Source organism: Pragia fontium DSM 5563 = ATCC 49100 (assembly GCF_900112475.1).
GTDB lineage: Bacteria > Pseudomonadota > Gammaproteobacteria > Enterobacterales > Enterobacteriaceae > Pragia > Pragia fontium.
In genome coordinates this window covers 204,665-225,758 of sequence record NZ_FOLW01000006.1, presented here as the reverse complement: position 1 = coordinate 225,758, position 21,094 = coordinate 204,665, and the positions used below count along the sequence as shown (strand labels likewise).

Genomic DNA, 21,094 nt, shown 5'->3' with positions numbered 1-21,094 from the left:
AAGCGCGTTTACGAACAAGGTGCGCTATTTATAAGTGTAAGAAAACTAAGTTTAAATGCGGAAACGATTAATCATTTCATAAGTTGTTTATTGCTGTGTAAGCTGCCATGTGTATCTGGAATATTTACCCGTCCAATACAATACTTATTTTGTGTGTTATTGACTCAATAATGGAACATCTCTAATGCCTGATATCAATAGTAATCAACGTAACGTTGTTTGGTATAACCAACTGGGAATGCATGATGTTGATCGTGTCGGAGGCAAAAATGCCTCTTTAGGGGAAATGATCACTAATCTGAGCGATCTGGGCGTGTCGGTTCCTAATGGTTTTGCTACGACGGCTCAGGCGTTTAATGACTTTCTTGAGCAAAGTGGGGTAAATCAGCGCATCTATCAATTGCTCGATCAGATTGATGTGGATGATGTCAATGCGCTGGCTGTGGCCGGGACGCAAATTCGCAGCTGGATTATTGATACTCCATTCCAGCCGGAACTGGAGCAGGCGATTGCTCAAGCCTATCAGACGCTGTCTGAAGGGAATGCCGGTGCTTCCTTTGCCGTTCGTTCTTCCGCCACCGCCGAAGATATGCCCGATGCTTCGTTTGCCGGTCAGCAAGAGACGTTTTTAAACGTGCAGGGTATTGATGCCGTCATGGTGGCGATTAAGCATGTGTTTGCTTCGTTGTTTAACGATCGGGCCATTTCTTACCGTGTACATCAGGGATACGATCATCGTGGCGTTGCGCTGTCTGCGGGCGTTCAACGTATGGTGCGTTCCGATCTGGCTTCGGCTGGGGTGATGTTTACCATTGATACTGAATCTGGTTTTGACCAGGTGGTATTTATTACTTCAGCCTATGGGCTGGGTGAGATGGTGGTTCAAGGGGCGGTTAACCCCGATGAGTTTTACGTTCATAAGCCAACATTATTAAATAATAAACCGGCTATTGTGCGTCGTACGATCGGTTCTAAAAAAATTCGCATGGTTTATGCTGACAGTCAGGAACATGGCAAACAGGTTTGTATTGAAGATGTACCGGAGCAGGATCGGGTACAGTACAGCTTAAGAGACGATGAAATTGAGCAGTTGGCTCATCAGGCGTTGTTAATTGAAAAGCACTATGGCCGGCCAATGGATATCGAATGGGCTAAAGATGGTCATAGCGGCAAGTTGTATATTGTACAGGCGCGTCCAGAAACCGTGCGCTCTAATGAACAGGTTATGGAGCGTTATCAGTTAAATAAACGTGGTGAGGTCTTGGTAGAAGGGCGTGCTATCGGAAATCGCATTGGCGCAGGCCCGGTGAAGGTGATTACCGATCTTAGTCAGATGGATCGCATTCAACCGGGTGATGTATTGGTAACCGATATGACTGACCCGGACTGGGAACCGATCATGAAACGCGCGGCGGCGATTGTCACTAACCGCGGTGGTCGCACCTGCCATGCGGCTATTATCGCTCGAGAGTTAGGGATTCCGGCGGTGGTAGGCTGTGGGAATGCCACTGAATTGTTGCATGAAGGTCAATATGTGACGGTGTCCTGTGCCGAGGGCGACACTGGGTTTATCTATCAGGATATTCTGGACTTTAAAGTGCAGAGCTCTCAACTGGATAAACTGCCGGAAATTCCGTTGAAGATTATGATGAACGTGGGTAACCCGGATCGCGCGTTTGACTTTGCCCGTTTACCGAATGAAGGCGTAGGGCTAGCTCGTCTGGAATTTATTATTAATCGTATGATAGGTGTGCATCCGAGAGCGCTGCTGGAGTTTGACCAGCAGGAAGAGTCGGTGAAGCAGGAAATTCGCGAACTGATGATCGGTTATGATGACCCGGTGGAGTTCTACGTTGGTCGTCTGTCGGAAGGTATTGCAACTCTGGCCGCCGCTTTCTGGCCGAAGCGGGTGATTGTGCGACTCTCCGACTTTAAGTCGAATGAATACGCTAACTTGGTTGGTGGTAGCCGCTATGAACCGCATGAGGAAAACCCAATGCTGGGGTTCCGTGGTGCCGGTCGCTATATTTCCGACGACTTTAAAGACTGTTTTGCGCTGGAGTGCGAAGCGGTAAAACGCGTGCGTAATAAGATGGGGCTAACCAACGTTGAAATCATGATTCCGTTTGTGCGAACCGTTGAGCAAGCGAAAGCGGTCGTTGACCGTTTAGCTGATGAAGGGTTGAAGCGCGGACAGAATGGCCTCAAAGTAATTATGATGTGTGAAATACCATCTAATGCGTTGTTGGCCGAGCAATTTCTTGCCCATTTCGATGGTTTCTCCATTGGTTCCAACGATATGACTCAGCTTACGCTGGGGCTGGATCGCGACTCAGGCGTGGTATCAACGCTGTTTGATGAGCGTAACGAGGCGGTGAAAGCGCTGTTGTCGATGGCCATTAAAGCGGCCAAAAAGCAGGGTAAATACGTTGGTATCTGCGGTCAAGGGCCTTCAGATCATGAAGATTTTGCCGCATGGCTGATGGAGCAGGGAATCGATAGTATTTCGCTAAATCCTGATACGGTGATTAAAACCTGGGTTGCCTTGGCGGAGCAAAGCACCGCGACGGTATAGGGTGAGTTTTGATGGTAAAAAAGCCACGCATATTGCGTGGCTTTTTTTATGGAAAGAGCGGGTTCTAAATAACGAAGCGTTATTCTTTGTTTATGCTTGGTGGTAAATCCGGCAGTTGCTCTGTAGGTTCAGGAACTTCGTCCATCCAGGCTGAAATGAGACGATAAGAAACCGCCAGTACCACCGGGCCGATAAACAGACCAATCATGCCGAAGGCCAGTAATCCACCAATAACGCCGGACAGAATCAGCAGCAGTGGCAAGTCGGCACCCATACGAATTAATGCTGGGCGCAGTACATTGTCCAAAGAGACGACGATACAGCTCCAGACCAGCAAGACGGTGGCCCAAGTGTTATCGCCAGTCCAATAGAGCCAGATAACCGAAGGGAACAGAATCAGAGAAGGGCCAATTTGTGCCAAACAGCAGATAAACATTAATACGGTTAACAGCGTGGCATAGGAAATTCCCGCTACCGCCAGACCAATGCCGCCCAGCAGCGCCTGTACTAAGGCAGTAACAACCACCCCAAGAGCAACGGCGCGGATGGCTTGTGCACCGAGGATCACCGCTGACTCACCGCGTGATGCCGCTAGCCGTAAAGCAAAATGGCGAATGCCTTTGGCGACCGCTTCGCCTTTGTAATATAGAATGGCGCTAAACACTACCATCAATGTACCGTGCAGCATAAAGCGCCCAACGTGGGCGACCTGAGAGACAAACCAGGTGGTGGTTGCTCCGGCATACGGCTGTACGCTGGCAACCAGTGCTTTGCCGTTGTCAGCAGTGAGGGATTGCCAGCCTTTATATAATCGTTCGCCAACCATTGGAATATCTTCCAGCCAAACCAGTTTAGGAATATGCCAATTGTCCGGCTTGGATACCCAATCAACCAACTGACCGCTGTTATCAACAATACTGTTGATCACCAGGCCAAACGGTAAGACAAACACCAGTATCAACAAGAGTGTCATAATGATAACGGCAGGCATCCGCTTACCCCAGGTCATTGTCTGTACTTTTAGCAACAGTGGCCAAGTGGCAATAACCACCATGCCAGCCCAGGTAAAGCCAAGAATAAACGGCTGAACAACCCAGAAACAGGCAAGAATCAGAATAACAATAAACAGTATTCCGAATATCAGACGGGCAAGATCGTAACGCTTATGGGGTTCGGTCATGGGCTGAGCTCATTATGAAATAAAAAGGCGAATAACTGAGTTATATTATCGGGTATGAATGGTTATTACGCCATTAGAATTAATAAACTGATAAATATCGTTTAATTGCTGGAATAAAGCGCCATTCGAGAGCTAAATACTGAGTTTTTTTATTCTGAAGAGGGCGATGGCCGGTAGGTTGTGATTAATTTTATCAATGGGCTACGCAAACGATAACTCTGTATGCTAGTTTAGTCCGTTGGACTGGCAGATAAGTAGCCGATCGTAAGATTGGTGAGTAATGTTTAAAATATAATAAAAAATAGCAAAAGAGATTAATCACTATGATTCCACAGCTAAAGCAGGCACCGGGCGTTGATGCATTGGTTCAAGCGTATTTAGACGCATTGAAACAATCAGGGTTTAGTGGTGATGTGGCAACGCACTATGCCGATCGTCTGACGATGGCGACGGATAACAGTATTTATCAGTTGTTACCGCAGGCTATTGTGTTTCCTCGTTCTACCGCCGATGTGGTGCTGATTACTCGTACCGCTAACGAAGCGCGCTTTTCCACCATTACCTTTGCGCCAAGAGGTGGCGGAACCGGTACCAACGGCCAGTCTCTGAATGACGGTATTGTGGTCGATATGTCGCGCTATATGAACCGTATTCTGGAGCTAAATCTGGAACAGGGATGGGTGCGGGTTGAAGCTGGGGTAGTGAAAGATCAGCTTAATCAGTATCTCAAGCCTCATGGCTATTTTTTCTCGCCGGAGTTATCAACCAGCAACCGGGCGACGTTAGGCGGCATGATTAATACCGATGCGTCCGGTCAGGGATCGTTAGTTTACGGTAAAACGTCCGATCACGTTTTGGGTTTGAGAAACGTACTGCTTAATGGCGAATTATTGGATACATATCCTATGCCGGTGGCGATGGCTGAACAGCTTGCCGCTCAGCAAACTCAGGCCGGAAAAATCTATCAAACCGTGTTAGAGCGCTGTCGTCAGCAGCGTCAATTAATTCTCGATAAGTTTCCTAAACTGAACCGCTTTTTAACCGGCTACGATTTGAAGCACGTTTTTAGCGATGACTTACAGACTTTCGATCTAACGCGCATTTTAACCGGTTCAGAAGGGTCATTGGCGCTGATTACTGAAGCTCGCTTAAATATTACGCCATTACCGGCGGTGCGCCGTTTAGTGAATATCAAATATGATAGTTTTGATTCTGCATTGAGAAATGCCCCGTTGATGGTTGAAGCGCAGGCGCTGTCGGTGGAAACCGTTGACTCCAAAGTGTTTAATCTGGCGCGGGAAGATATTGTTTGGGAATCGGTTAAAAATCTGATTACCGATATCCCCGGTAAAGATATGCAGGGATTGAACATTGTTGAATTTGCCGGCGATGATCTGGCATTAATCACTCAGCAGGTTGAGTCGCTTTGCGCCAGACTAGATCAGCTGATGGCGAATGATGAAGCCGGGATTATTGGCTATCAGCTATGCAACGATCTGGCAGATATTGAACGTATTTATGGCATGCGTAAAAAGGCCGTAGGGTTATTGGGTAATGCCAAAGGATTAGCCAAACCGATACCCTTTGCAGAAGATACCTGTGTGCCTCCTGAGCATCTGGCGGATTATATTGTCGAATTCCGTGCGCTGTTGGATAGCCACAATTTAGCTTACGGCATGTTCGGTCACGTTGATGCGGGTGTGCTGCACGTCAGACCGGCCTTAGATATGTGCGATCCACAGCAAGAGATGCTGATGAAGCAGCTTTCTGACCAGATTGTCGAACTCACGGCTAAATATGGTGGATTGCTGTGGGGAGAACACGGTAAAGGCTTTCGTGCTGAATACAGTCCGGCGTTTTTTGGCGCGGAGCTGTATGACGAATTACGTCGAATCAAAGGGGCCTTTGACCCGAATAATCGTTTGAATCCGGGTAAAATTTGTCCGCCAATGGGGCGTGACGATGCGGTATTTAAAGTTGATGCAGTAAAACGCGGCACTTACGATCGTCTGATTCCATTAGCGGTTCGTACCTCATTTAAAGGGGCGATGGAGTGTAATGGTAACGGTCTGTGTTTTAATTTTGACGCTAACAGCCCAATGTGCCCATCAATGAAGGTCAGCGCTAATCGAGTTCATTCACCGAAGGGGCGAGCGACGCTGGTGCGTGAATGGCTGCGCTTATTGACCGAACAAGGCATTGACCCATTAGAGATTGAAAAACAGCTAACGGAAAAACGCTTGAGTTGGCGTAGCCTGTTGGATAAAACGAAAAATGGCTGGCGTAAACGTCAGGGGGAATATGATTTCTCCCATGAGGTGAAGCAGTCAATGGCGGGCTGTCTGGCCTGTAAAGCCTGCTCGACGCAGTGCCCAATTAAAATTGATGTACCGGCTTTCCGCTCACGTTTTTTACAGCTTTACCATACTCGCTATTTTCGTCCCGTCAGAGACTATATGGTGGCCTCGGTGGAAAATTATGCACCATTGATGGCAAAAGCCCCCGGCGTGTTTAACTTCTTTATCCGTCAGCCGTGGGTACAAACGCTGGGGGAGAAAAGCATCGGTATGGTCAATCTACCGTTGCTGTCTACACCAACGTTGAAGCAGCAGCTACAGGGGCATACCGCCTGCCAAATGACGTTGGAACAGCTGGAAGGTTTGAATGCACAGGCTAAACAAGACTATGTTTTAGTGGTGCAGGATCCTTTTACCAGCTATTACGATGCCAAAGTGGTGGCCGACTTTATTCACTTGGTTGAAAAATTAGGGATGAAGCCAGTCCTGCTGCCGTTTAGCCCTAACGGTAAGGCTCAGCATATCAAAGGATTTTTGCATCAGTTTGCCAAAACCGCTAAACGCACCGCTGATATGCTTAATCGAGTGGCCAAACTGGACATTCCTATGGTTGGGGTCGATCCCGCTTTGGTACTGTGCTACCGCGATGAGTACAATCAAATACTGGGCGCGGAAAGAGGGGATTTTCAGGTTCAACTGGTCCATGAGTGGATGCTGACTCAGCTTACGCGTTTTCCGTCAAAGAGCGCAGCTCAGGAAACATGGTATCTGTTTAGCCATTGTACCGAGAGTACCGCATTGCCTGCCAGCGGTAAGCAGTGGCAAACCGTATTTAGCCATTTTGGTGCTCAGCTGGATAATGTGAGTCTCGGTTGCTGTGGTATGGCCGGAACTTATGGGCATGAAGCGGATAACCAGCAAAACTCTGCCGGTATTTACGCTTTATCCTGGCAAAAAGCGTTGAACAGTAAAAATGCCAGCCGCTGTTTGGCTACCGGATATTCGTGCCGCAGTCAGGTGAAGCGATTTGATAACGTAGTACTGAAGCATCCTCTTCAGGCGCTGCTTGAACTGGTATAACATTTTATCGATATAAAATAGGATGAATTAGGCTATGTGGAAACGTCAAAAATCACTAAGCGAACTGAACCAAATATCTCAAGGTACCATGATGGAGCATCTTGGTATTGTGTATACCAAATGTACCGAAAATACGTTGGAAGCAACGATGCCCGTGGATCATCGAACCATTCAAGCCTTTGGTTTGCTGCATGGTGGTGCTTCGGTTGTTCTGGCCGAAACCTTGGGTTCCGTTGCCGGTTGGTTATGCTGTGAAGGGGATGCGCAAGTGGTGGGGATTGATATTAATGCCAATCACGTTCGCGCCGCTAAACAGGGCTCGGTGCGCGGCGTGTGTACTGCCATCCATGTCGGTCGCAGCCATCAGGTTTGGGAAATTAAAATTTATGATGAAGCAGACAAGCTCTGCTGCATCTCCCGTTTGACCACTGCAGTTCTGGATAAAAGGCGCGCTTAGGTCTATATTTTATTAATAATGAAAGATTATCAGGTAGTTAAGAATAAAAGGTGATAAATGTGGATAAAGTTACCGGTAAGCAATTAGCGGTTACTCAGACAATACATGCCTATCAGCTAGACGGAAAAGGTGGGATTTTACCGATAACTGATAAGACGGAAGGGACGGCAGCACAACCTTGTTGGCTGCATCTGGATTATGAACAGCCAGAAAGTATGGCGTGGTTGAATAATACGGAATTGCTGCCCGATAGCTTTAAAGAGGCATTGTCTGGTGAAAGCTGTCGTCCGCGGGTGTCCCGCCAGGGAGATGGCACATTGATTATTTTACGCAGTATTAATCTTAACAGTGAATCCATTCCCGATCCTCTGGTTACTCTGCGTGTCTTTATTACTGATAATCTGATTGTGTCGACCCGTCATCGTCCCGTGCAGGCAATTGATGATGTGGTGGCTGAGTTAGGAAAGAATGCGGGGCCGACCCATAGCGGCGACTGGCTGGTGGATATTTTAGACTCATTAACCGATCAGGTCAGTGATTTTATCGATGATATTCACGGTCAGGTTATTGAACTGGAAGATGGTTTACTGGATAGAGCGGTACCTGGCAGAGGCGTCATTGCTTTAATCCGTAAACAATTAATTGTGTTACGCCGTCACTTAATGCCACAGCGGGATGTTTTCTCTCGCTTAGCCAGTGAGCGTTTACCGTGGATGAGTAATGACGATCGGCATCGAATGCAGGATATTGCTGAGCGTTTAGGGCGTGGCTTAGATGATTTAGATGCGACTATTGCCCGTACTGCGGTAATTGTGGATGAAATTAACGCATTGCTGGCGGATGCGATGAACCGCCGAACTTACACTATGTCGTTAATGGCGATGCTTTTCCTGCCGGCAACCTTCTTGACCGGATTGTTTGGCGTCAACCTTGGTGGTATTCCGGGTGGTGATAAACACGGCGCATTTACTATTTTTTGTATTTGTCTGGTGTCGGTAGTAGCGGGAATTCTGTGGTGGTTTAAACGCCGAAAGTGGCTCTAGGTATGATTATCGCTGGCCGAATTTTCAGCGAATTCGGCCAGCTTCACGATTATTTCACTTCAACGACGTCAATACCCAGCTCGTCATTATCCTCAGGGGTAAACCCGACCGGCTGCATTGGTAATTCTTCTCTATCGAAGGCTAAATCACCGCCGTGAACTACCGGCATACCTTGTTGTATGGCAGCAAAATCAAATAATTCGCGGTCGCACAGGTGGGATGGAACCACATTTTGCATGGCGCTAAACATGGTTTCTATTCTGCCGGGATAACGGCGATCCCAATCTCTGAGCATATCCTTAATTACTTGACGCTGTAAGTTTGGCTGAGAACCACACAGGTTACATGGAATGATAGGGAAGGCTTTTGCCTCGGCATAGCGTTCGATGTCTTTTTCCCGACAGTAGGCTAATGGGCGAATCACAATGTGCTTGCCGTCATCGCTCATCAATTTAGGTGGCATACCTTTCAGCTTGCCACCATAGAACATATTCAGGAATAAGGTTTGTAGGATATCGTCGCGGTGATGACCCAACGCGATTTTGGTCGCCCCAAGTTCACTGGCGGTGCGGTAGAGAATGCCACGGCGCAGACGCGAACACAGTGAACAGGTGGTTTTACCTTCAGGAATCTTTTCCTTTACGATACCGTAAGTATTCTCTTCAACAATTTTATATTCAATACCCAGAGATTTCAGATATTCAGGCAAAACATGTTCAGGAAACCCAGGTTGTTTTTGATCTAGGTTCACTGCGATCAGCTCAAAACTGATCGGCGCACTTCGCTGTAGATTTTGTAGGATATCCAGCATGGTGTAACTGTCTTTTCCACCAGACAGGCACACCATGATGCGATCGCCATCTTCGATCATTGAAAAATCAGCAATCGCTTCACCAACATTGCGACGTAATCGCTTATGAAGCTTATTGAGGTTGTATTGTTCTTTCTGGCTTGGCGATGCAGTTGTGCTCATTGCTGTGACTCTGTTTACCGGTTGATTTTACATTGGCGGGCTTGCTTGCCCGCTGAAAAAATTCAGGAGGAGTATGGTACGGATTATTGTTGATGTTGTCAGTAGAATAATACGCATCGGATCGCTGACAGAACGGCCATTTGGTCTAGGTACCTGAGCAGAACTAAATAAAGAAGGGGGTAAAACAGGATAATAATATTGTTTAACCGGTGTTATTAATGCGTAATAACATGAGGTTAAATGAAAACTGATAAATTGCCCTCCGTTATTATTGATGTGTTTTATGCAGAACTGTCAATTATACCAGTGATACTGGGAATAAATATATATTAGAATCGGGTAAATGACATGAGCAGTTGGATTTTGTTGTTTAAGTAATTTCATGGTTTATTGAATAATGTTGAAACTATTATCTTATTTTAGAGGTATGGCCCATATACTTCTAAAATAAAGAGTTACTTATATAGCGTCTCAATAATATTCCGAAGTATTCAGACCTTGATTACTTTTTCTTATGTTTGTCCAAAAGGAGATGGAAGATGGTCACTATTGAAGTTGCATGTCGTCACTGTAATGAAACAAAACCGGTAAGAAAACATGGCAAGGGACGTGGTGGATACCCTCGTTATTACTGTAATGATTGTAAGCGTACATTCCAGCTATCTTATTTATATCGAGCCCATCAGCCAGGGATGAAAGAGAAAATTATCGAGATGGCCTCTCAGGGAGCCGGTATTCGACATACGAGTAGAACGTTAAAAGTGGGTCTTAATACCGTAATGAGATATTTAAAGACGGCTGAAGGTATTAATTAATTTAATAGTTTATATTTATAATAAAGAATATAAATATAATACACCGCCTAAATTAAATTAATTTTACCTTTAAATAGAGAAGGTCTTAATTCTCCTTAATATTATAAAATAAAGCACCAGATAGATTCTGGTGCTTTGTGTGAAATTCCTAATGATTATTAAGATGTCTCTCTTCAATATTAAAAATTATCACTCCTCATTATTTCTTTTCTCAACAGGCTTACCGGCTAATAAACTCAGTAAATTATAGCGTTCAAGAATATCTTGTTCAGCTTGAGCGTAAAGGGAGGCTGCAACTTCAGGCTCTTGGACATCCAAGCGGCGGAAACGCTGCTCTTTTAAGAGCGTAGTGGCTAATCCTTCTGCTGGTGGGCGAGAGTCCAGCGTTAAGCCCGGTTTATTCTCGGATAAACGACGAGGATCGAAGCGGTACAGCGGCCAGAATCCAGACGTTGTTAACTGTCGCATTTGGTCATGGCTGAAGGCTAAATCGTAACCATGCTCTTCACATGGGCTATAAGCAATGATCAGTGATGGTCCCGGATAGGCTTCCGCTTCCTGAATGGCTTTTACGGTTTGGTTCAACTGTGCACCTAACGAAATTTGAGCAACATAAACATGGCCATACATCATAATGCTGACGCCCAAATCTTTACGGCCCTTACGCTTACCCCGTTCAGCAAATTTGGTGACTGCGCCCATCGGCGTTGCTTTAGACTGCTGGCCGCCGGTATTCGAATAGCATTGAGTATCCAGCACTAAGACATTAACGTTCTCAGTGAGGCTCATGACATGATCCAGACCACCAAAGCCAATATCATAAGCCCAGCCATCACCACCAATTAACCATATTGATTTCTCAACCAGATAGTCGGCACTTTCAGCTAATTCTCTGGCTGTTGAAGAGTCGATATCGGTTAATAAAGTGCGTAATTGAGATATTAACTCACGACAGCTTTCTACTGAGATATCGCAGTCTTTCAATGACTGAACCAGCTCGGCTGGTAGTTTAGGCGTTAGCTCGTCCAGTAAGCGTAGTACCCGAGCTCGGTGCTGATCGACCGTTAGGCGGAAACCTAAGCCAAATTCGGCGTTATCCTCAAACAAAGAGTTAGCCCAGGCAGGGCCTCGGCCTTCTGAATTGGTGGTATAAGGTGTGCTTGGCAGATTGCCACCATAGATGGAGGAACAGCCGGTCGCATTAGCAATGAGCAGGCGGTCACCATATAGCTGCGTGAGTAGCTTTATATAAGGCGTCTCGCCACAGCCTGAACAGGCACCGGAATACTCAAACAGCGGAGTAATCAGCTGAGAGGTTCGAATATCAATGCGTTCTAGCTTACTCTTATCAATCTCAGGCAGTTGCAGGAAGAATTGATAATGTCGTTTTTCAACCTCAAGATTGTCCAAACGTGAACGCATATTGATCGCTTTAATCTCAGGATTTTGGCGATCTTTAGCCGGGCAAATCTCCACACATAAATTACAGCCGGTACAGTCTTCCGGCGCAACCTGAAGTACGTATTTTTGTCCACGCATATCTTTAGATTTTACATCCAGAGACTGGAGGTCGTCAGGCGCATCCATTAAGTCTTCAGGAGCAACGACTTTTGCTCTGATGGCAGAATGAGGGCAGGCGGCGACACAATGATTACACTGGGTACAGAGAGGCGCTTGCCAAATAGGAATGTCTTCGGCGATATTACGTTTTTCCCAGCGAGTGGTGCCTACCGGCCAAGTGCCATCAGGAGGAAATGCCGATACCGGTAAACTGTCGCCGAGGCCCGCCAGCATCGTCGCTGTCACGGTTTTAACGAAATCCGGTGCGCTATCAGAAACCACCGGAGGACGCATTGGACTGGATGGATTAATCGGAGACAAAATAATCTCTTCCAATGCATCGATAGTTGCCTCCAACGCTTGCCAGTTATTGTGAACGATATCCTGACCTTTACTGCTGTAGCTTTTAGCGATGGCATCCTTCAATTGTTGTAACGCGGTATCGCCAGGGATAATCTGCGTCAGGTGGAAGAATGCCATTTGCATGACGGTATTAATACGCGCGCCCAGATGACATTCTCGGGCAATTTTCGCCGCATTAATAATAAAGAAACGCGCTTTATGCTGATGCAATAACGCCTGAATATCCTGCGGTAAACGTTGCCAGATCTCTTCTTTCCCATATGGGGTATTTAGCAGGAAGGTGCCACCGGTTTTCAGTTTTTCGATCATCTGATACTTATCGATAAACTGATTTTGATGGCAGCCAATAAAATCAGCTTGAGTAATCAAGTAGGCTGAACTGATAGGGTATTGGCTGACGCGCAAATGAGAGACGGTTAATCCACCGGCTTTCTTGGAGTCATAAACAAAATACCCTTGAGCATGAAGAGGCGTGCCATTACCGATAATTTTTATATTGTTTTTAGTGGCAGAAACTGTGCCATCGCTACCGAGGCCAAAGAATAAGGCTTCCAGCGAGGCTTTTTGAGGAATGGTTTCATCGCTCAATGTCAGGGATAGACCGCTGATATCATCAAAAATACCCACGGTAAAACGAGGCCGAGGTTTGTCTTGAGTGAGCTCTTTGAAAATGGCCAATACGCAGTCTGGACCAAACTCTTTGGAAGAAAGGCCATATCGACCGCCAATAACCATCGGTAAGGTTTGTCGTTTACCGTGGGAACAGGCTTCCGCTAAGGCGGTCATCACATCAAGGTAAAGGGGCTCAGCGAGCGCACCGGGTTCTTTGGTGCGATCGAGTACGGCGATTTTAGTGGCGCTGGTTGGCAATTGTGCTAACAAATGTTCGGCGGAGAATGGACGGTAAAGCCGAACCTTGATCATACCGACTTTTTCGCCACGACTGAGTAACGTATCGATGGTTTCTTCCGTCGTTCCACAGGCCGAGCCCATCAGAATAATGACACGCTCAGCTTGTGGATGACCGTAATACTCAAAAGGCTGATAGCGACGCCCGGTTTGCTCAGCAAAGGCGTCCATAGCTTCAACAACATGACGATAGGTCTGGTCATACCAAGGGTTGGTTGCTTCGCGGCACTGGAAATAAGTATCCGGATTAGCAGATGTACCACAAATCACTGGATGATCCGGCGTTAAAGCGCGGCTGCGGTGAGCCTGAATCGCCTCATCAGGCAGGAGTTGGCGGATAGTATCATCGCTGATAGGGGCAATTTTATTGATTTCGTGAGAGGTTCGGAAACCATCGAAAAAATGAATAAACGGAATTCGGCTGTTCAGCGTTGCAATCTGTGAAATTAACGCGAAATCTTGCGCTTCTTGCACCGAGCTGGCGCACAACATCGCACAGCCAGTTTGGCGAACGGCCATCACATCTGAATGATCGCCAAAAATGGATAAAGCATGGGTAGCGACCGTTCTGGCTGCAACGTGCAGAACAAATGGCGTTAATTCCCCTGCGACTTTATATAGCGTTGGGATCATCAGTAATAATCCCTGAGAAGAGGTAAATGAAGTCGCCAAGGCACCGGTTTGCAGTGCGCCGTGCACCGTGGCGATAGCCCCGGCTTCCGACTGCATTTCCATTACCCGGGGAACATCACCCCAAATATTCTTATTCCCATATTCAGACCAGTCATTGGCTTGTTCAGCCATGGTAGAACTGGGGGTAATGGGGTAGATAGCGATAACTTCATTAGAGCGATATGCAACGGAGGCAACCGCACTGTTACCATCGGTAGTTATCATAGATTTAGTACCTTTGTTGACATTTGCTTGCTGACCAAAATAAAAGCGCAATAAATACAGCGGACAGATTATTCGAGTTCTGTTTAAAGCTGCCAGATTGCAGATGATCATACCAGATAGCGAAATACGGCCAGCGAGCGTTTCGTGTGTTGTTACAATCTGTGACAGAAAATAGTGATGATATTTATTATGACTATCTTAATAGTAACCAACACATTGGAAAAGGGATCTGTAAGAGGCGTCATTGGCAGAGAAACCGTTTGCTGCTGGACTAATCAATATTAATAGGCTAAATATAGCTTATCGCCAACGAGATGCGGTCGGCATTGCTGTGTGTTAAATATAGTGAAGAACCAGTTTAGACTATTGAACACAGGCGGTTTTTATATCGACAGCGAACAAGAATAATCATCAGAGGTTAATTATGAAGGGAAAGATTTGTTTAGCCGTTTTATTTGGCACATTTTTGTTAGCGGGATGCAGTAGTGAACCGGACCAATTGCGATTATTACCTAATCAGGCAATGATGATGGAAGAGACGGCATCAGCGATACCGATGGATGATGTAGCACTGGCAAACTGTAATAATATGGGCGGAATGCCGACCACCTTGCATAATCTGGATGGCAGCGCAGTCAGTAAATGTCAGCTTTCCAATGGTAAACGGTTTTAGTTAATGGATTAAATTCGGGGGGGGATACCATAACGTCAGTGGTGATATTCCACCGGATAGTAAATGATGATTAATGATTCCATTTTGGCATCGTATGTCAGAACCAACGTAAAGGTCGGTTTGGCATAAAAAAGCGGAGCAGGCCACCAAACCGTTTCCGCTTTTTTATTGGGAGAAAGGGGATCAATTAACCCTATCGCGCAGTGTATAGGTCAGAACATGTTCCGGTGTGGTCAAGGTCAGTGTACCGTTATCCAGATTAACGTTAGCGCCTTTGGCTAACATATCCGCAATCACCTGATCCAGTTTACTAATTTGCTCATCAAAGCAGGCCATACGGGTTGATGCTAACTGCTTAGCCGTGAGTACACCGTTTTCCAGCGTGCCTTTACCCATGAAGTTATTACACATGGCACCGCTAATATGCATATTTTCACCGAACTCAATATTCAATGGGCGTCGTTGTTTACCGCTGTCAGCAATCGTTGAGCCGTCAACGCTGGTTAGAATAAAGTTGTGGTGTAACAGATCGCTTTCTTTCACTGCATGATTATCAGTGCTGGTACAGCCAGTAATCAGGGCAGCGGAAATAATAAAAGGTAAGGCAAATCTCATTATCTACTCCAGAGCATGTTTATTTAAAACGAATGCAGAATATTTATCACGACAGCAAGCGTTATCTCTTGCTCAATAATCGGCGTTGTACCATATAAAAGTAGCTAATAAATTCTTATTTACAATGATTTACCGGTAGTTAATACAATGATTACACTACCGGTTAAAAAACGTTCAATACCTTAAAGCAGATTAGGGCACGGTTCGCCACGTTCTAATTGTAGAACGTTTTGCAGGGTAGTTTCTGAAATACTCAGCAGAGCTTCTTCCGTTAAAAATGCTTGATGGCCAGTAAACAACACGTTGTGACAGGAGGAGAGACGGCGGAAAACATCATCCTGAATGACGTCATTAGACTTATCTTCAAAGAAAAGATCTCTTTCATTTTCATAAACGTCCATACCCAGAGAGCCTATTTTTTGTTGCTTTAAGGCATCAATCGCCGCCGGGGAATCAATTAACCCGCCGCGGCTGGTGTTGATAATCATCACGCCATTTTTCATTTGGTTGAAAGCTTCGGCATTAAGTAAATGATGATTTTCCGGCGTTAGTGGGCAATGTAGAGAGATAACGTCAGATTCAGCGTAGAGGGTCGGCAGATCGACATACTCGGCACCTAGCTCAAGCGCTTGAGCGGACGGATAGGGGTCAAAAGCCAACAGACGCATGCCAAAACCTTTTAAAATACGCATGGTAGCAACGCCAATTTTACCGGTACCGATAATGCCGGCAGTACGGTTATGCATATTAAAACCAATCAGGCCTTCGAGAGAGAAATTGGCATCGCGGGTTCTTTGGTAGGCACGATGAATACGGCGATTCAGGCTCATCATCAGGCCAATAGCATGTTCAGCAACCGCTTCCGGTGAATAAGCAGGTACCCGAACGACCTGTAGGCCCAGCTCATGGGCGGCATCTAAATCGACATTATTAAAACCGGCGCAGCGTAACGCTAAGATTTTGACACCCAACTTTGCTAGTTCCTCAAGAACCGGGCGGCTACCATCATCATTAACAAAAATACAGACAGCTTCACAGCCCTCGGCGGTTTTGGCCGTTTGTGGGCTGAGTTTAAAATCAAAAAACTCAAGGTTGAGACCAAATCGTTTATTGGCAATATCAATGTACTTACGGTCATACTGTTTTGTGCTGTAAATCGCTAATTTCATTACGTCTCTCCACCAGAGTTTATGATATTAATTTATCAGATATCAGGAGTGGGAACAATTTCACGATATAGTGCATAAGCCGATAGAGATTCAGTTTAGCCACTATCATTAATATGCTATATTTCGAACTTCATTCGCACGCTGGGGTAAGTAAGTCGTGGTTAAAGGTAAGTGTGTCAAAACCGCTTTGCTTGTTGTTGCCATCATCATGTTGTTACTGATGGTATTGTGGTCAACGATTGCAACGTGGTTACCGAAGCTGGTGGGTTTATGGCTGCCGGAAGGAACACAATTAGTCTTAACCCAGCGACCGGAGTTGATTAAGCGCGGCATTTCTCTTCAAGGTATTCAGTTTTTAGCCGAAGACTGTTTTTTAGCCGATGCCGGGCCGATGACGCTAACCTATCAGAACCGTCAGTGGAACTTACTGGCTGAGTCTTTGGATATTGATACTCACTGTCTGGAAAAACTTAGGACACAGCAAACCGAGGAACAAACGACCTCACCGTTTTCTATTGGCGATATTCAGCAACAGTTACCTTTATTTAATATCACTCTCAATCGCCTCAGCGTGACGCCATGGGAAGCCTATAGCGGTAAAGTGGAGCTGACGAATAGTGCTCAGGGGCAGAAAATAACGTTTAACGGCAATTTACTCTCCGGTGTAGCGAGCTTAAACAATCAACAGCAGCTTACCCTTGAGTCATTTTCTTTGCATATTCCAGACAGCGATGATGTTATTCAGCTTAACGGTGAAATTCAGGTTCCGGTTAGTCTGGATGCGATACCGGAGCAGGGAAATATCTATGGGGAGTTTGTCACTTCATACATTGATAAACCGCTGATGCTTGAACTGGGGTGGCAACAACGCGATGGGCATCTGTTTGTGACTCCGCAGGGCGAGAAAGAAAAACTGCTGGATTTACCCTGGGTCTTATCCGAGAAACGCTTAACGGTGCAGCAGGGAAAATGGCAGTGGCCTTATGGTTCCCAGCCATTTTCCGGCGGCGTTGATATGACGCTATCAGACTGGAACAGCGACTACAGTGAAGCGAATATCGAAGCCCGTTTAAATATGGTGACGCAGGGCAGCGCCGGTAAAGGTAACGCGGTGCTGACCTTTGCTCCCGGCAAAGTGAGTTTGACCAACAGCGATTTAAATTTTCAGCTTACCGGTAAGGTCAATGAACAACAGATGTCTCTGTATATCTCAACGCCAGGGATATTAACCGGACCCATCGTTAATCCGACACTACGTATGCTTTCCGGTTCATTGCTACGGGCTGTTGGGCCAGTTACACCGGATATTTATTTACAGGAAGCCCGATTACCGCTGGCAGGAATTAAAATAACTGATAAAGGCGTTAGCGGACGGCTACAAACCATTATCAGCGCCAGTCATCGTTATTGGGGAAAGTACAAACTGCATCTGGATGGGCGGGCGCAAGAATTCTGGCTGGATCAGGGGCATTGGGAATGGAATTTCTGGGGCAACGGCGATATGCCTCCGCTGAAAGCAAAATGGGATATGTCAGGGCGTGGTGAATGGAATGAAAGCCTGATTAATCTACAAAGTCTGTCAACCGGGTTTAATCATTTGGTTTATGGGCAAGTGACGGTGGATAAACCAAGATTAACTTTGTCATCGCCGCTAAATTGGCAGCGTTCACAAGGGATGTATGAGGCAGGTTGGCAGCTACATGCGGACAAAGTGTCTTTTGATAACGGGGCTTATTTACCCCCATCAACGCTGAACATTAACTTTTTAGGCCGCGATCCGGCTAATTTTCAGTGGAAGGGCGATCTCAGCACCGATAAGATTGGGCCGATTAACCTGAGCGGACGCTGGGATGGTGAACGCATTCGTGGTGAAGCATGGTGGCCGGAACAGTCTCTGCAGGTATTCCAGACGCTATTGCCGCCGGATCTCGGTTTCAAAATTCGCGGCGGTAAACTTTATGCGCAGGCGGCTTTCTCTATCTCTGAGGCGCAGGGCGTTGAGGCTGGAGGTCACTGGGTAGTCAAAGATGGCGGCATGTGGCTAAAAGATGGTGAACTCAGCGGCTTAGACTTTGTTATGTCGTATCGTTTGAAGGATCATATTTGGCAGTTGGGGCCTAAAAGCCCGGTTAAGCTGAGAGTGAAAAAGCTGAATAACCTGTTTGATATGAGCAATATTACGGCGGACTTGCAGGGATATTACCCGCACAGCGATCGTTATCCTTTACGTTTGACTAACGTCGGTGTGGATATGCTGAAAGGCCATGTTGGCATGCAGGAGCTTCGTATACCGCAAAAAAATCCGGCAATGTTAACTCTGAAAGCTATCGATCTCAGTGAACTATTTACCATTCTGAAACCTAAACAATTTACCATGTCAGGTCGAGTAGATGGAGAGTTACCTTTGTTCCTTAATCATCCTGAATGGTTGATACGTAACGGTTGGATAGAAAACAGTAACTCTCTTACGCTGCGTCTGGATAAAGATATGGTACAAGCAATAAGTGATGACAATATGGCGACAGGCGATATTATGGACTGGCTGCGCTATATGGAGATTAGTCGTTCACGAGCAGATGTTAACTTGAGTAACTTGGGTTTATTAACCATGGATGCTCAGATAAAAGGTTTTAACCCAACCAAGAACGCAGAACGGCTGGTGGAGCTGAACTATCATCATGAAGAGGATATCTTCCAGTTATGGCGTAGCTTACGGTTTGGTGACAATTTGCAGGATAATTTGCAGCAACTCTTTTCATTACCGGTGGAGAATAATCAGTGAATAAATTTAGATGGTTGTTGGTGATGGCTGTTTTCTCTCTGGGTGGTTGCGTTCCGCGTATCGAAGTCGCACCCTCGAAAGAGCCAATCGTGATTAATATGAACGTCAAAATTGAACATGAAATTCATATAAAAGTGGATAAAGATGTCGAAAAAATGATGAAATCCCAGTCAGATATCTTTTAAGGACGCACAATGAAAAGAATGAATGTTGGATTAATCGTCGCGGCACTGTTGTTCAGTTCAGTAGCAGGGGCGCTAACGTTGAAAGAGGCTAAACAACAAGGATTGGTGGGTGAAACCCTCAATGGCTATATCGCAGCAGTACAGCCAACCACCGAGGCTCAGGATCTGGTTAAACGAATTAATCAGGCACGTCTGGAACAATATAAATCAGTTGCGGCGCAAAATAGCGTTAGCGTCGGTGATGTGGCGAGTATGACTGGTCAGAAGCTGATTAACCGTGCTGAATCCGGTGAATATGTCAAAGGCATTAATGGTCAGTGGTTGAGAAAGTAGGATAGGTTGAGGATTATTATCTGCGATAACCACCATTTCTATGATCGCGGTTATTCTAATTATTTTCTGTGATTCTCTGCATTTTTAACCATCTGCATCATTCCCACCATCTCTGTAATTCTCACCATCCCCGTCATTCCGGCGAAAGCCGGAATCTAGAGGCCTATATAGCAACGCCAGGCTTCAGGGCGAGATCCCCGCTTTTGCGGGGATGACGCTCTAGATACAGTCATTCCGGCGAAAGCCGGAATCTAGAGGCCGGTATAGCAACGCTAGGCTTCAGGGCGAGATCCCCGCTTTTGCGGGGATGACGATCTAGATACAGTCATTCCGGCGAAAGCCGGAATCTAGAGGCCGATATAGTAACGCTAGGCTTCAGGGCGAGATCCCCGCTTTTGCGGGGATGACACTCTAGATACACTAAAAGGCAAAATCCCAGCAAAAGCTGGGATAATAACCGGAATAAAACAAATATCAGGCGCTAACGTGCTGCTGAATGAATGATTTAGCATCTTCCAGTGCTTTGGTCGCAACTTCCGGGCCGTATGCCACACCTTCCTGATACACAAACTCAACGTCAGTGATACCGATAAAGCCCAGGAAGAGTTTCAGGTAAGGGGCAACCAGATCGGTTGGTGAATCTTTATGGATACCACCACGGCTGGTCAGAATATACACTTTCTTACCGGTCACTAAGCCTACAGGACCATTTTCGGTATAGCGGAAGGTCACGCCAGCACGAGCGATAAGATCAAAGTAGTTCTTTAATTGGGTGGAGATATTGAAGTTATACATTGGCACACCCATAACGATAATGTCGTTACTCTGTAGCTCTTCAATTAAGGTGTCGGACAGGGCTAAAGCTTCCTGTTGACGTGCAGTCAGCGTCTGATCTGATGGACGTAGTGCACCGACTAATTCACCATCTAAAACCGGTATTGGATTAGCGGCTAAGTCACGAACGGTAATAACGTCTGACGGATGTTCTTGTCTCCATTGCTCAACGAAAAAATCGGCTAAAATATTAGATTGAGAAAAGTTAGACAGGATGCTTGATTTGATGACTAAAACGTTACTCATGATAATTCCTTATTTATGCTAATCGATAGACGGATTAACCGGCGATGGATAGCATATTATTTTTATCTGTCGGATATTGATAGCGTAATAATTAGATAAAGTCGTTCT

The 21,094-nt window shown here is 46.0% G+C and carries 15 protein-coding genes; 9 read left to right on the top strand and 6 right to left on the bottom strand.

Annotated features, from left to right (window positions below):
* Positions 1–184 precede the first annotated feature (184 nt).
* On the top strand, positions 185–2,575 hold the full coding sequence (ppsA, locus tag BMZ28_RS10895; RefSeq protein ID WP_074823116.1) for a phosphoenolpyruvate synthase: 2,391 nt from the start codon (positions 185–187) through the stop codon (positions 2,573–2,575).
* 79 nt (positions 2,576–2,654) lie between these two features.
* On the opposite strand, the gene ydiK is transcribed toward ppsA, so the two are convergent.
* A complete protein-coding gene (gene ydiK, locus BMZ28_RS10890) occupies positions 2,655–3,755 on the bottom strand; it encodes an AI-2E family transporter YdiK (RefSeq protein ID WP_074823113.1) in 1,101 nt (366 codons plus the stop codon).
* A gap of 323 nt (positions 3,756–4,078) precedes the next feature.
* On the opposite strand from ydiK, the gene ydiJ reads away from it, so the two are divergent.
* The 3 genes from ydiJ to zntB are packed head-to-tail and all read left to right on the top strand — an operon-like array spanning position 4,079 to position 8,632.
* Positions 4,079–7,132 (top strand): D-2-hydroxyglutarate dehydrogenase YdiJ, encoded by a 3,054-nt coding sequence (gene ydiJ, locus BMZ28_RS10885; protein WP_074823110.1) that lies wholly within the window; start codon positions 4,079–4,081, stop codon positions 7,130–7,132.
* 34 nt (positions 7,133–7,166) lie between these two features.
* Positions 7,167–7,589, top strand: a complete 423-nt coding sequence (locus BMZ28_RS10880; RefSeq protein WP_047780864.1) for a hotdog fold thioesterase — start codon at positions 7,167–7,169, stop codon at positions 7,587–7,589.
* A gap of 59 nt (positions 7,590–7,648) precedes the next feature.
* On the top strand, positions 7,649–8,632 hold the full coding sequence (gene zntB, locus BMZ28_RS10875) for a zinc transporter ZntB (protein WP_047780865.1): 984 nt from the start codon (positions 7,649–7,651) through the stop codon (positions 8,630–8,632).
* A 49-nt stretch (positions 8,633–8,681) separates the two neighbouring features.
* On the opposite strand, the gene ttcA is transcribed toward zntB, so the two are convergent.
* Entirely contained in the window at positions 8,682–9,605 is a 924-nt protein-coding gene (ttcA, locus tag BMZ28_RS10870; protein ID WP_047780866.1) for a tRNA 2-thiocytidine(32) synthetase TtcA, read from the bottom strand.
* Between the two features lie 539 nt (positions 9,606–10,144).
* Between ttcA and BMZ28_RS10865 the strand changes: the two genes are divergently transcribed.
* On the top strand, positions 10,145–10,420 hold the full coding sequence (locus BMZ28_RS10865) for an IS1-like element transposase (RefSeq protein ID WP_047780867.1): 276 nt from the start codon (positions 10,145–10,147) through the stop codon (positions 10,418–10,420).
* A gap of 189 nt (positions 10,421–10,609) precedes the next feature.
* On the opposite strand, the gene nifJ is transcribed toward BMZ28_RS10865, so the two are convergent.
* Positions 10,610–14,149: a pyruvate:ferredoxin (flavodoxin) oxidoreductase gene (gene nifJ / locus BMZ28_RS10860; RefSeq protein WP_074823107.1), complete on the bottom strand. Its 3,540-nt coding sequence runs from the start codon at positions 14,147–14,149 to the stop codon at positions 10,610–10,612.
* Between the two features lie 424 nt (positions 14,150–14,573).
* Between nifJ and BMZ28_RS10855 the strand changes: the two genes are divergently transcribed.
* Positions 14,574–14,822 (top strand): DUF333 domain-containing protein, encoded by a 249-nt coding sequence (locus tag BMZ28_RS10855; RefSeq protein ID WP_047780869.1) that lies wholly within the window; start codon positions 14,574–14,576, stop codon positions 14,820–14,822.
* Between the two features lie 183 nt (positions 14,823–15,005).
* Here BMZ28_RS10855 and hslJ read toward each other — a convergent pair whose 3' ends face one another.
* Positions 15,006–15,437 carry a heat shock protein HslJ gene (gene hslJ / locus BMZ28_RS10850; protein ID WP_074823104.1) on the bottom strand — a complete coding sequence of 144 codons (432 nt, stop codon included), beginning with the start codon at positions 15,435–15,437 and terminating at the stop codon, positions 15,006–15,008.
* Between the two features lie 182 nt (positions 15,438–15,619).
* Positions 15,620–16,606: a 2-hydroxyacid dehydrogenase gene (locus BMZ28_RS10845; RefSeq protein ID WP_074823101.1), complete on the bottom strand. Its 987-nt coding sequence runs from the start codon at positions 16,604–16,606 to the stop codon at positions 15,620–15,622.
* A 157-nt stretch (positions 16,607–16,763) separates the two neighbouring features.
* Between BMZ28_RS10845 and BMZ28_RS10840 the strand changes: the two genes are divergently transcribed.
* The 3 genes from BMZ28_RS10840 to BMZ28_RS10830 are packed head-to-tail and all read left to right on the top strand — an operon-like array spanning position 16,764 to position 19,906.
* On the top strand, positions 16,764–19,388 hold the full coding sequence (locus BMZ28_RS10840) for a YdbH family protein (protein WP_258554809.1): 2,625 nt from the start codon (positions 16,764–16,766) through the stop codon (positions 19,386–19,388).
* 23 nt (positions 19,389–19,411) lie between these two features.
* The gene (locus tag BMZ28_RS10835; RefSeq protein ID WP_047782597.1) at positions 19,412–19,573 is read left to right on the top strand and encodes a YnbE family lipoprotein; all 162 of its coding nucleotides are present in this window, start codon (positions 19,412–19,414) and stop codon (positions 19,571–19,573) included.
* A 9-nt stretch (positions 19,574–19,582) separates the two neighbouring features.
* Complete coding sequence (locus tag BMZ28_RS10830; RefSeq protein WP_047780872.1) at positions 19,583–19,906, top strand: YdbL family probable chaperone protein; 324 nt, start codon at positions 19,583–19,585, stop codon at positions 19,904–19,906.
* 474 nt (positions 19,907–20,380) lie between these two features.
* On the opposite strand, the gene BMZ28_RS10825 is transcribed toward BMZ28_RS10830, so the two are convergent.
* On the bottom strand, positions 20,381–20,986 hold the full coding sequence (locus tag BMZ28_RS10825; RefSeq protein ID WP_074823098.1) for an FMN-dependent NADH-azoreductase: 606 nt from the start codon (positions 20,984–20,986) through the stop codon (positions 20,381–20,383).
* Positions 20,987–21,094 lie beyond the last annotated feature (108 nt).

Excerpts from the sequence above, each read along its gene's own strand:
- ppsA (WP_074823116.1), top strand. The coding sequence starts at position 185 with ATGCCTGATATCAATAGTAATCAACGTAACGTTGTTTGGTATAACCAA.
- ydiK (WP_074823113.1), bottom strand. The coding sequence starts at position 3,755 with ATGACCGAACCCCATAAGCGTTACGATCTTGCCCGTCTGATATTCGGA.
- ydiJ (WP_074823110.1), top strand. The coding sequence starts at position 4,079 with ATGATTCCACAGCTAAAGCAGGCACCGGGCGTTGATGCATTGGTTCAA.
- BMZ28_RS10880 (WP_047780864.1), top strand. The coding sequence starts at position 7,167 with ATGTGGAAACGTCAAAAATCACTAAGCGAACTGAACCAAATATCTCAA.
- ttcA (WP_047780866.1), bottom strand. The coding sequence starts at position 9,605 with ATGAGCACAACTGCATCGCCAAGCCAGAAAGAACAATACAACCTCAAT.
- BMZ28_RS10865 (WP_047780867.1), top strand. The coding sequence starts at position 10,145 with ATGGTCACTATTGAAGTTGCATGTCGTCACTGTAATGAAACAAAACCG.
- nifJ (WP_074823107.1), bottom strand. The coding sequence starts at position 14,149 with ATGATAACTACCGATGGTAACAGTGCGGTTGCCTCCGTTGCATATCGC.
- BMZ28_RS10855 (WP_047780869.1), top strand. The coding sequence starts at position 14,574 with ATGAAGGGAAAGATTTGTTTAGCCGTTTTATTTGGCACATTTTTGTTA.
- hslJ (WP_074823104.1), bottom strand. The coding sequence starts at position 15,437 with ATGAGATTTGCCTTACCTTTTATTATTTCCGCTGCCCTGATTACTGGC.
- BMZ28_RS10845 (WP_074823101.1), bottom strand. The coding sequence starts at position 16,606 with ATGAAATTAGCGATTTACAGCACAAAACAGTATGACCGTAAGTACATT.
- BMZ28_RS10835 (WP_047782597.1), top strand. The coding sequence starts at position 19,412 with ATGGCTGTTTTCTCTCTGGGTGGTTGCGTTCCGCGTATCGAAGTCGCA.
- BMZ28_RS10830 (WP_047780872.1), top strand. The coding sequence starts at position 19,583 with ATGAAAAGAATGAATGTTGGATTAATCGTCGCGGCACTGTTGTTCAGT.
- BMZ28_RS10825 (WP_074823098.1), bottom strand. The coding sequence starts at position 20,986 with ATGAGTAACGTTTTAGTCATCAAATCAAGCATCCTGTCTAACTTTTCT.